Source organism: Desulfotomaculum sp. OF05-3, from assembly GCF_003435535.1.
In the GTDB taxonomy this organism is placed as follows: domain Bacteria; phylum Bacillota; class Clostridia; order Lachnospirales; family Lachnospiraceae; genus Pilosibacter; species Pilosibacter fragilis.
This window is the reverse complement of record NZ_QWGO01000006.1, coordinates 125089-136256: the sequence shown is the minus strand read 5'-3', so window position 1 is coordinate 136256 and position 11168 is coordinate 125089. Positions and strand designations below refer to the sequence as shown.

Annotated in this window: 10 protein-coding genes; all 10 read left to right on the top strand. The window is 49.9% G+C overall.

What is annotated here, in order from left to right; all coding sequences use genetic code 11:
• Nucleotides 1-116: 116 nt before the first annotated feature.
• The 10 genes from DXA87_RS05430 to DXA87_RS05390 all read left to right on the top strand — a co-directional run bounded on the left by DXA87_RS05430 (nt 117) and on the right by DXA87_RS05390 (nt 11075).
• Entirely contained in the window at nt 117-1040 is a 924-nt protein-coding gene (locus tag DXA87_RS05430) for a lysozyme inhibitor LprI family protein (protein ID WP_117469477.1), read from the top strand.
• Nucleotides 1041-1345: 305 nt separating this feature from the next.
• Complete coding sequence (locus tag DXA87_RS18615; RefSeq protein WP_015554298.1) at nt 1346-1468, top strand: hypothetical protein; 123 nt, start codon at nt 1346-1348, stop codon at nt 1466-1468.
• Nucleotides 1469-1483: 15 nt separating this feature from the next.
• A complete protein-coding gene (gene alaS / locus DXA87_RS05425) occupies nt 1484-4138 on the top strand; it encodes an alanine--tRNA ligase (protein WP_117503491.1) in 2655 nt (884 codons plus the stop codon).
• 209 nt (nt 4139-4347) lie between these two features.
• On the top strand, nt 4348-4524 hold the full coding sequence (gene rpsU / locus DXA87_RS05420) for a 30S ribosomal protein S21 (protein WP_003504099.1): 177 nt from the start codon (nt 4348-4350) through the stop codon (nt 4522-4524).
• Nucleotides 4525-4747: 223 nt separating this feature from the next.
• A complete protein-coding gene (locus tag DXA87_RS05415) occupies nt 4748-5398 on the top strand; it encodes a bifunctional 4-hydroxy-2-oxoglutarate aldolase/2-dehydro-3-deoxy-phosphogluconate aldolase (protein ID WP_015554300.1) in 651 nt (216 codons plus the stop codon).
• A gap of 23 nt (nt 5399-5421) precedes the next feature.
• Entirely contained in the window at nt 5422-6432 is a 1011-nt protein-coding gene (locus DXA87_RS05410) for a 2-dehydro-3-deoxygalactonokinase (protein ID WP_117503490.1), read from the top strand.
• A gap of 192 nt (nt 6433-6624) precedes the next feature.
• A complete protein-coding gene (locus DXA87_RS05405) occupies nt 6625-7683 on the top strand; it encodes a tripartite tricarboxylate transporter substrate binding protein (protein ID WP_117471762.1) in 1059 nt (352 codons plus the stop codon).
• 113 nt (nt 7684-7796) lie between these two features.
• On the top strand, nt 7797-8261 hold the full coding sequence (locus DXA87_RS05400) for a tripartite tricarboxylate transporter TctB family protein (protein WP_117469481.1): 465 nt from the start codon (nt 7797-7799) through the stop codon (nt 8259-8261).
• A 12-nt stretch (nt 8262-8273) separates the two neighbouring features.
• Entirely contained in the window at nt 8274-9746 is a 1473-nt protein-coding gene (locus DXA87_RS05395) for a tripartite tricarboxylate transporter permease (RefSeq protein ID WP_015554304.1), read from the top strand.
• A gap of 261 nt (nt 9747-10007) precedes the next feature.
• Nucleotides 10008-11075: a tripartite tricarboxylate transporter substrate binding protein gene (locus DXA87_RS05390; RefSeq protein ID WP_117469482.1), complete on the top strand. Its 1068-nt coding sequence runs from the start codon at nt 10008-10010 to the stop codon at nt 11073-11075.
• Nucleotides 11076-11168: the final 93 nt, after the last annotated feature.

Below are 11168 nucleotides of genomic sequence, written 5' to 3'. Positions count from 1 at the left end.
AACGTTTTATTTGAAATAGCACAATAGGTTAATTTGCGTTTTTTGTTCACAAAGATCTCACGATATGGTATCTTTTTAGTAGAACAAAAGTTACCTGAAAAATCGAGAGGGCACATATGAGCAGACGCAGAATATGGTTGATAATTATTGGAATCCTGATGGCCGGGGTATCCGCCACATGGGAAATGGAAAAATTTGTTTCTTCCCATGGGGTGAATACCGCGGCTGTCGTCGGTTTCGAGGCGGATGCCATGCAGCCGGATGCGGGAAATTCCGGGAATCCCTATATGACAGAGAATCGGATGAAGGTGGCAGAAAATACCCCGGCAGCCCAGAATGCGCCAGCTCCGGCGTGCGGCCCTGCCGATAATGGGATCGCCCTGTATCACGCGGATGCAAAAGCCAGCCGGGGACCGGAAGATGGGGGAGAAGCTTCTGATACTGAAACAAGGATGAAAGAATCTGCGACGAAAGAAAACGCAGCGGCAGAAGCTCCCGATGCGGAGGTCAGCGACCTGTCACTGGCGGATAATGATCAGCTGGCGGTGAGCGGAGGCGCAGACGAGGCGGCAGGGATACCGGTGGAAGAGACGGTCAAGTCCCCGCTGGAACCGGACAGCACAGCATCGGAAAATGCAGGGGAAGCAAAACTTGTGATCGAATACACACGTTCTGATCTGGAGGAGCGCCTTGAGGCGGTTAGAACTGAGGCGGAAAAGTACCAGGATGATCAGACGATGAGTCAGACCTCCCGGTATGCGACGGCGGAATATGTGAGAAATCTCTGGGACCGCGAGCTGAACCTGATCTATTCAAGCATCCATAAAGAGATGGACGAGAGTGCAGCGGAAGCGCTCCGCCGGGAAGAAGTGGAGTGGATTCGAAAGCGCGACCTGGCGGCGGATAAAGCCAGTGCGAAGTCAAACAGCACACCATCCCAGAGCATCGAGTATGTCCGCACATCAGCGAGCGTGACGATGGACCGATGCTATGAACTGCTGGAAAATTATGGGGATTACCTGGAGCCTGAGAAAAATTAAAAGACGACACATCGGCACATTTGAATCACTAAAAAATTCAGATGCGCCGGTTTCACTTATGAAGAAGTGACAGAAAAGCCGTTTGACGGCAGAAAAGGTCCACCAGAATGCCACGGAACAGAAAAAACATCTTGCCAACAGAACGAGAAACGATTATAGTATAGGTTATGAGAATCTGCGCAGAAGACCGGCGCACTGGCTTTATGGGCAGATCCCGAAAAAATAATATAAATAGAAACTGTACAAATGTGTCATTTTAAACACAGGCGTCTGAATTTTAGACAGCCGGAGAAGGAGGCGTTTTTATGTCCGCATTTTTCGCATCATGTATTTCAACAGCTTTAGAGGCTGTGATTCTGGCCGCAGTTGCCCTGGCGGGTATCGTTCTGGGTAAGAAATTCAGAGATAAAAAAAGTACACAACAGTAACCAGGAGGCAGTACCATGCAGAAATATGGTGTAAACGAACTGAGGAGAATGTTCCTTGAATTCTTCGAGAGCAAGGAACATCTTGCGATGAAGAGTTTCTCCCTCGTTCCGCACAACGATAACAGCTTACTTTTGATCAACTCCGGTATGGCACCGTTAAAGCCGTACTTCACAGGCCAGGAGATCCCACCGAGGCGCAGAGTCACCACATGCCAGAAATGTATCCGTACCGGCGATATCGAAAATATCGGTAAGACAGCCCGCCACGGCACATTCTTCGAAATGTTGGGAAACTTCTCCTTCGGCGATTACTTCAAGACAGAAGCGATCCACTGGGCATGGGAGTTCCTGACCGAATGCGTAGGAATCCCGGCAGACCGTCTCTATCCGTCCGTTTACCTTGACGATGATGAGGCTTTCCGCATCTGGAACGAGGAGATCGGAATCCCGAAAGAGAGAATCTACCGTTTTGGCAAAGAAGACAACTTCTGGGAGCATGGCGCAGGTCCGTGCGGCCCGTGCTCTGAGATCTACTATGACCGCGGAGAGAAGTATGGTACAGGCCCGGAGGACGTTATGGGTGGCGAGGGAGACCGTTTCATGGAAGTATGGAATGTCGTATTCTCCCAGTTCAACAATGACGGACACGGAAATTACACCGATCTGATCCAGAAGAACATCGATACAGGTATGGGACTCGAGAGACTGGCTGTTGTCTGCCAGGATGTGGCATCCCTTTTCGATGTAGATACAAACCGTGCCCTGATGGACGAGGTAGGCGCTCTTGCACACTGCAGATACGAGGAGGACGACAAGAAGGACGTTTCTCTCCGTATTATCGCTGACCACGTAAAGAGCTGCACATTTATGGCATCTGACGGAATCATGCCGTCCAACGAGGGCAGAGGTTATGTGTTCCGCAGACTTTTAAGAAGAGCAGCACGTCACGGACGTATCCTCGGCATCGAGGGAAGCTTCATGACAAAGCTTGCACAGGTCGTTATTGATCTCTCCAAGGACGGTTATCCGGAGTTAGAGGAGAAGAAAGATATGATCCTCCGCGTGATCGACCAGGAGGAAGAGCGTTTTGCCAACACCATCGACAAAGGCCTTGAGATCCTTGCTGATCTTGAAAAAGATATGGAAGCAAAGGGAACAAAGGTCCTTGCCGGTGAGGATGCGTTCAAGCTCTACGATACTTACGGATTCCCGATCGACTTAACAAAGGAGATCCTCGACGATAAGGGACTCACTGTCGATGAAGAAGGTTTCCACAAAGCAATGCAGGTTCAGAGAGAGACTGCAAGAAGTGCCAGAAAGACCACAAACTACATGGGACGCGACGATATCTATCAGAAACTCGACGCATCCTTAACATCCGCTTTCACAGGATATGACAAGCTTGAGGATGAGTCCAAGGTGACAGCCCTCGTAAGACTTACCGCTGATGAAGAAGGCGAGGATGAGATCGCAGATGCGGTGACAGACGGTGAGAAAGCGTGCGTTATCACCTCTGAGACTCCATTCTACGGAACCATGGGCGGTCAGGTCGGCGACCGCGGCGTGATCGAGAGTGCGAACGGCAAGTTCGAGGTAGAAGATACGATCCACCTTCAGGGCGGAAAGATCGGTCATATCGGACATATGGTAAGCGGTATGTTCCAGACAGGTGAGACAGTAACTCTTAAGGTAAATGAGGAGAACCGTTCCCTGATCGGAAGAAACCACAGTGCGACCCACCTTCTCCACAAGGCATTAAGAACCGTACTCGGCACACATGTTGAGCAGGCTGGTTCCCTTGTGACAAGAGACAGACTTCGTTTCGACTTCACTCACTTCTCTGCAATGAGCCAGGATGAGATCAAGGAAGTTGAGAATATTGTAAATAAAGAGATCCGCGCGGCACTTCCGGTTGTTACAGATGTTATGAGTCTGGAGGACGCAAAGAAGACAGGCGCGATGGCGCTCTTCGGAGAGAAATACGGCGATAAGGTCCGTGTCGTAAGAATGGGAGACTTCTCCACAGAGCTCTGCGGCGGTACCCACGTTAAGAATACCTCCGAGATCAGCTGCTTCAAGATCCTTTCCGAGGCTGGTGTAGCAGCAGGTGTAAGACGTATCGAGGCACTCACCTCCGATGGCCTGATCCATCACTATGAGAATGTAGAGCAGGAGCTTCACGCGGCAGCAGCTGCAGCGAAGTCCACTCCGGCTGATTTAAAGACAAAGATCGAGTCCATGATGGAGGAGATCAAGACACTCCACTCCGAGAACGAGAAGTTAAAGAGCAAGCTTGCCAAAGAGGCAATGGGCGATGTAATGGATCAGGTTCAGGAAGTGAAGGGCGTGAAAGTCCTCGCAGTCCGCGCAGACGGCGTTGACATGAACGGCTTAAGAAACTTAGGCGACCAGTTAAAGGAGAAGATCGGAGAAGGCGTTGTTGTGATCGCATCCGTTCTTGACGGCAAGGTAAATCTTATGGCTGCTGTGACAGACGAAGCCCAGAAGAAGGGCGCTCACGCAGGTAACCTCATCAAGGCCATCGCAGGTCTTGTAGGTGGCGGCGGCGGCGGACGTCCGAACATGGCGCAGGCCGGCGGTAAGAATCCGGAAGGCGTTGTGGACGCACTCATAAAGGTTGCGGAAGTCGTTTCTGAGCAGGTAAAATAAGTTAAGAATTAAGGCTGTTTCAAGCCTTTTTGATGCCGGGCTGTGCAAGGTTGCCCGGCATCAAAAATAAATTTGAAAAAAATGCATTTTTCTAGTAAAAATAGGTTGACGAATGTGTAATTTATGATATAATCATACCAGTGCTAAAAAATACCCAAACAGTTGTATTATGCACAATTACACAACTGGAGGGAGGTTAGGTGTGAGCTATGTCAAACGTAATCGTTAAAGATAACGAAAGTCTGGACAGCGCTTTACGCAGATTCAAAAGAAACTGCGCAAAGGCAGGTATTCAGCAGGAGATTCGTAAAAGAGAGCATTATGAGAAGCCGAGCGTAAGACGTAAAAAGAAGTCTGAAGCGGCAAGAAAGCGCAAGTACAACTAATAAGCGTACAGGGGCTGTTCCTTTAGGGATGGCTCCTTTTTCTTTTGCCTGATATGGATACTCGCAGTGGATAAAAATTCAGTTGCCGGATGCAGGTATGAGTATTATACTATTAGAAAATAAATATAAAATATAATGATTGTTTTCTTGCGGTCAGCGCAGCAGGCGTGCAGACCTGCTGCGCAGTTACAAGCAAACTATACAATTCGGAGGAAGAAAAATCATGGAGAAGAAAATTGAAAGTCTGATCAAAGAACACAAGATCATCGCAATTTTAAGAGGTGTGCCGTCCGAGAAGATCGTTGATGTTGCAAAGGCATTATATGATGGCGGAATCCGCCTTTTAGAGATCACTTTTAACCAGAAATCCGAGACAAAGCTCATTGATACACCGAACGCTATCCGCGCAGTCCGCGAGGTGCTGGGGGACAAGATGGTGATCGGAGCCGGAACCGTGATGTCTGTGGAGGAAGTTCGTGCGGCGAAAGAGGCAGGCGCATCCTTCGCACTTGCTCCGAATGTGGACGAGACTGTAATTAAAGAGACTGTAGCATGCGGTCTTGAGTCAATTCCGGGCGCTATGACTCCGTCTGAAATCGCTGACGCTTACCGTTGCGGCGCATCTGTTGTAAAACTTTTCCCGGCAGGAAATCTTGGTCTTTCTTACTGTAAGGCTGTCATGGCACCAATCAACAACGTTCCGATGATCGCAGTTGGCGGTGTGGATGACAAGAACCTTCCAGACTTCTTAAAAGCTGGCTTTATCGGTCTTGGAATCGGTTCCAGCCTTACAAACAAGAAGATGATCGAAGAGGGCAGATACGATGAGTTGAAGGCCTTGGCTGAGGTTTATGTAAAAGCAGCAGAGAACTAAAACAACAGGAGAGCAGTCATAAAATGAAAAACTATACGATCACGATCGACACAGGAACAACGAATACCCGTGTGTACCTGTTTAATGAGAAATATGAGGCGGTGGCATCCGCAAAATCCGAGATCGGTGTCCGCATCACCGCTATCGACGGTAATAATAACCGCTTAAAGGCAGCAATCAAGGGCTGTCTTGAGGATGTCTTAAAGCAGGCTGATATTACATATGACGATGTAAAGCAGGTCACTGCGTCCGGAATGATCACCTCCAACGTGGGACTCACAGAGATCCCTCACGTGGTTGCCCCGGTATCTGCAGAGGACCTTGCGAAGGCGGCAAAGAGTGTTCTTATCGAGGATGTATGCCCGCTCCCGATCCTCTTTATCCCGGGAGTGAAAAACCGCGACGGAAAGCTGGATCTTACGACCTTCGAGTCGATGGATATGATGCGCGGCGAGGAGGTTGAGACCGTTGCTGTGATCGAGAGCCTTCCAAATGGAGAACCGTATCTTCTCGTTCTTCCTGGTTCCCACACGAAGTTTGTCTCCGTGGACCGCGACGGAAAGATCACTGGCTGCCTCACAACGATCACGGGAGAGCTCCTCTCCGTTATCACAAACGATACCCTGATCGCGGATGCGGTTGGACATTCCTTCGCTTCTGAGGAGACTTATGCGAAAGAGTATGTTCTCGCGGGATACGAGACTGCCAGGAAGACGGGAATCGGCCGCGCATGTTTCTCTGCAAGGATCTTAAATACCTTCGCGGAGCCGGATAAGACGAAGATTGCAAGCTATGTTCTCGGCGCTGTCTTACAGAACGATATGGAGGCCGTAAAGAACAGCAGCGCGTTAAAATGCGATGCTGATACAACGGTTGTGATCTACGGGAAGAATCCCCTGAGAGAAGCGCTCATGGACCTCTTCGCTAAGGAGAATTTCTTTAGGCATGTGACGGAATTCATCCCGAAGGACTCCGTTCCTACATCTGCCAAAGGAGCCCTGCATATTGTATCTCTGACAGAAAAAAATAAGTAAAATTACGAAAACTCAGACAGAATTCACATCAATTTTATTGATCTATCACACAACTTAACACGTTCTAAGCGCCTGACAGCTTGACGGCAAGGGCTGGTTTTCCTAAAATAGATATGTATAAAGAATCTCTAAACTTTCTGAAAAAAATGGGAAGAGATTCAGAAGAAAATATCTAAAAAGGAGAGACTTGTTATGAAAAAACGAGTATTAAGCCTGGCCCTCGCCGCAGTAATGGCGGCATCCCTCACCGCATGCAGCGGTAATTCCACCACAACAGAGACAACGGCAGCTGCCGAGGAGACGAAAGCTGCTGAAAATGCAAATACAGAGAGCAAAGAGGCTGACGGTTCCGGCGTGGATGTATCCGACTGGAAGAATAAGACGGTTACATGTATCGTTCCTTACGATGCAGGTGGCGGTACCGATACAGTTATGCGTGCCTTAGCAGACGCAGCGAAGGGCTCCTTCAAGAATATTTCCGTTGAAAACCGTTCCGGCGGCGGCGGAGCGACAGGCATGCTCGCGGGTGCCAATGCCACGGCAGACGGAACTACCGTTACCATGATCACGGTAGAGCTCGCGACACTTGAGGCTATGGGGACAAACGCAGGACTTACATATTCCATGTTCAAGCCGATCATGATGGTAAACAGCGCATGCTCTGCCATCACGGTAAACGCGAAGGACGACCGTTTCAACACCATCGAGGATTTCATCAACTACGCGAAGGAGAACGAGGTCTCCATGGGCAATTCCGGTAACGGCGCGATCTGGCATCTTGCTGCGGCAGGGCTTGCAAAGGAGACAGGGGCGAAGTTCAAGCATGTCGCTTACGACGGAGCAGCAGGTGCGATCACAGACCTTCTCGGTGAGCATATCGATGCGGTAGCGGTTTCCTACGCAGAGGTTGCAAACTATGTTGAATCCGGAGATTTAAAGGTCCTTGCAGTTATGAATGATAAGCGTCTCGACGCGATCCCGGATGTTCCGACATGTAAAGAAGCCGGTTACAATGTAGTTCTCGGTACATGGAGAGGCCTCGGCGTTCCTGCAAGCACACCGGATTACGTCGTAGAGCAGCTTTACCAAATCTTCTCTGACGCGGCACAGTCCGACGCGTTCGTTGATTTCATGAACAAGTCTAACAATGTGATCGATATCATGGATGGACCGAGCTTCGAGGACAGGATCATTGCTGACCTTGACACTTACAAGGCTCTTGTAACCGATCTCGGATTAAAGATTCAGTAAATATCAAAAGGGAGCCGCGGTATCAGCCGTGGTTCCCATCTGGAGGCTCTGCCGGAGGAAACAATTTCCGGGTACGGCAGAAAACGATATTATGAAGAATCGAGGTCTCAGCTATGAGAAAAGGAAATATTATTGCGGGCATTGTCTGCGCGGCAGTTGCCCTCTATGTCATCGTGACATGTCTCGGTTATCCGAGGGCGGAAGCTTACGGTACAGGTGTTCCGGGTCCGGGACTCTGGCCGGGCATCATCGCGGCGCTTCTCCTCATCTGCTCGGTCGGTCTGATCGCCGGAACCCTGATGATGAAAAAAGAAGATCTCCCGGAGCTTCCGATGTGGACACCGGGAACAAAGCGTGTGTACATTTCCATGGCGATCCTGCTGGTTTACATGTTGGTGTTGTCCACGGTTGGATTCATCATCCCGTCTGTGATCATGCTGTTTGCGTTCTGCCAGTGGTTCCACAGAGGGGCCGTCTGGAAAAATGCGGTGATCTCCATCGCGGTGATCCTTGTGATCTACTATGTATTCAAAAATTTCCTGAACGTGCCGATCGATTTCGGTATGTTCAGCATATAGGAGGGCTGAGATATGAGTTTCTTTCTTGAAGTTGTACAGTCAGCGTTCAGCCCGATGGTCTTATTCTACATGTTCGCGGGCGTTGCGGCGGGGATCTGCATCGGAGCACTTCCGGGACTGACCGCAACAATGGGTGTAGCACTTCTTCTTCCGCTTACCTTCGGTATGGATGCTACATCCGGTATCTTAATGCTGCTTGGGATTTATGTCGGCGCGATCTACGGTGGATCTATCTCTGCGATCCTCCTTCATACGCCTGGTACACCGGCATCCGCGGCCACAGCTATTGACGGATACCAGTTCTCCAAGCGCGGTGAGGCGGGACGCGCCCTCGGTATTGCGACACTTTCCAGCTATATCGGCGGTGTTGTGAGCTGTCTCTGCTTATGGCTCATCAGCCCGCAGCTCGCAAAGCTTGCGTTAAAGTTCAGCTCCGCTGAGTTCTTCTTACTTGCGGTATTCGGCCTTTGTATCATCGCGAATATCTCCGGCGAGAACATGGCAAAGGGCCTGATCTGCGGGTTCTTAGGAATCTTAACAGCTACCGTCGGTATCGACAGCGTAACAAGCTATATCCGTTTCACAGACAATGCGAACCTTCTCTCCGGTATCCAGTACATTCCGGTCATGATCGGCCTCTTCGCGATGAGCCAGGCCTTCGAGACCATCGAGGATATCTACAGCACCGACGAGATCGATGCGACGGTGACAAGACTTCTCCCGACAAAAGAAGATATGAAGACCATGTTCCGGGTCGCTCCGGTTACCGGTCTCATCGGAACCATCATCGGTATCATCCCCGGTGCAGGTGCCGATATCGGATCCTTCGTTGGATACAACACCGCCCGCGGCATGTCCAAACATCCGGAACTGTTCGGAAAAGGAAGCCCGGAGGCCGTAGCTGCTTCTGAGGGCGGCAACAACGGTGTAACCGGTGGTGCCATGATCCCGATGCTGACACTCGGTGTTCCGGGTGATGCTGTAGCAGCTATCATGATCGGCGCGTTGACGATCCAGGGTCTTACCCCGGGACCGATGCTCTTTAAGACCAACAAGGTTCTCGTTTACACGATCTTCCTTGGAATGTTCGTGGCAAACACCATCATGGTGCTCCTCGGATTCTCCTGTATCCGCCTTTTCACAAAGGTACTCAGCGTTCCGAAGACGATCCTCACACCGGTCATCTTCATCCTCTGCGTAGTGGGAAGCTATGCGATGAGGAGCAACTTCTACGATGTGGGAACGATGTTGATTGCAGGCGTGATCGGCTGGCTCATGGGTAAAGTAAAGATCCCGACAAGCCCGGCGATTCTCGGCCTGATCTTAGGCCCGATGGCTGAGAAGAACTTCCGCACCGCGCTCTTAAAGTCCAGCGGGAATGTGGGTGTATTCTTTAATACTCCGATCTGCTGGTTCTTCCTGGCCCTGATCGCGGTCACCCTGTTTGGCGCGGTCCGCGGACAAATAAAGAAAAAAGCGGAATAACCGTTAAGAAAAAATGTATAAAAATTCAGGGCACCCTGACCGGGTTTGAAATTAATGTCCAACGGTCAGGGCGCCTTTTTTGGTAAAAAGCTACAAAAATCATGAAAAACCATATGGAATTGAAAGTATCTTTTGTGAAGACTTTCCATAAAACCATTGACAAGTTGTTCACAAACGTCTACAATATGTCGTGTAAAAATTTCATAAAGAAACCTAAAAAATCGTTAAGAAAGTATTAGGAAAGAGAAAAGGAGTAGTTTTATGAGAAAAAGAGTAGTATCGCTCGCAATGGCAGCAGCTATGGCTCTCTCCCTGACAGCTTGCGGAAGCAGCTCCAGCAAAACAGAGACAACTGCAGCAGCGACAGAGGCAGCAAAAACAGAGACAACTGCAGCAGCTGAGGGGGCAGCAACAGAGGCAGCAGCTTCTGGCGTTGACACATCCGCATGGAAGGATAAAACAGTTACATGTATCGTTCCTTACGATGCAGGCGGCGGTACCGATACAGTTATGCGTGCTTTAGCAGACGCAGCGAAGGGTTCCTTCAAAAACATCTCCGTAGAGAACCGTTCCGGCGGCGGCGGAGCAACCGGTATGCTCGCTGGCGCAAACGCTAAGGCTGATGGCACAACCGTTACCATGATCACAGTAGAGCTTGCAACTCTTGAGGCTATGGGAACAAACGCTGGTCTTACATATTCCATGTTCAAACCGATCATGATGGTAAACAGCGCATGTGCAGCGATCACAGTAAACGCAAAAGATGACCGTTTCAACACGATCGAAGACTTCATCAACTACGCAAAAGAGAACGAGGTTTCCATGGGTAACTCCGGTAACGGCGCGATCTGGCACCTTGCAGCAGCAGGTCTTGCAAAAGAGACAGGCGCTCAGTTCAAACACGTTGCTTACGATGGAGCAGCAGGTGCGATCACAGACCTTCTTGGTGAGCATATTGACGCAGTAGCAGTTTCCTACGCTGAGGTTGCTAACTACGTTGAGTCCGGCGATTTAAAGGTTCTTGCAGTTATGAACGACAAACGTCTTGATTCCATTCCGGACGTTCCGACATGCCAGGAAGCTGGTTACGATGTAGTTCTTGGTACATGGAGAGGTCTTGGTGTTCCGAAGGATACTCCGGACGAGGTTGTTGACCAGCTCTATGAGATCTTCTCTCAGGCAGCACAGTCTGACGCATTCGTTGACTTCATGAACAAGTCCAACAACGTGATCGACGTTCTTGACGGCGCTACATTTGAGGAGCGTATCAAATCTGACCTTGAGACATACACAGCTCTGGTTACAGATCTTGGTCTGAAAGTACAGTAATGTAAACTGGCTTAACGGGGAGTGGGAAACCCACTCCCCGGTTTTGTCTGCGAGGGCTTTCCCCAGGGAGACCTCTGTGAGACAGTTGTTTTA

Bases quoted from the DNA above. Each gene is read 5' to 3' on its own strand.
- DXA87_RS05430 (WP_117469477.1), top strand. From the start codon at position 117: ATGAGCAGACGCAGAATATGGTTGATAATTATTGGAATCCTGATGGCC.
- DXA87_RS18615 (WP_015554298.1), top strand. From the start codon at position 1,346: ATGTCCGCATTTTTCGCATCATGTATTTCAACAGCTTTAGAGGCTGTG.
- alaS (WP_117503491.1), top strand. From the start codon at position 1,484: ATGCAGAAATATGGTGTAAACGAACTGAGGAGAATGTTCCTTGAATTC.
- rpsU (WP_003504099.1), top strand. From the start codon at position 4,348: ATGTCAAACGTAATCGTTAAAGATAACGAAAGTCTGGACAGCGCTTTA.
- DXA87_RS05415 (WP_015554300.1), top strand. From the start codon at position 4,748: ATGGAGAAGAAAATTGAAAGTCTGATCAAAGAACACAAGATCATCGCA.
- DXA87_RS05410 (WP_117503490.1), top strand. From the start codon at position 5,422: ATGAAAAACTATACGATCACGATCGACACAGGAACAACGAATACCCGT.
- DXA87_RS05405 (WP_117471762.1), top strand. From the start codon at position 6,625: ATGAAAAAACGAGTATTAAGCCTGGCCCTCGCCGCAGTAATGGCGGCA.
- DXA87_RS05400 (WP_117469481.1), top strand. From the start codon at position 7,797: ATGAGAAAAGGAAATATTATTGCGGGCATTGTCTGCGCGGCAGTTGCC.
- DXA87_RS05395 (WP_015554304.1), top strand. From the start codon at position 8,274: ATGAGTTTCTTTCTTGAAGTTGTACAGTCAGCGTTCAGCCCGATGGTC.
- DXA87_RS05390 (WP_117469482.1), top strand. From the start codon at position 10,008: ATGAGAAAAAGAGTAGTATCGCTCGCAATGGCAGCAGCTATGGCTCTC.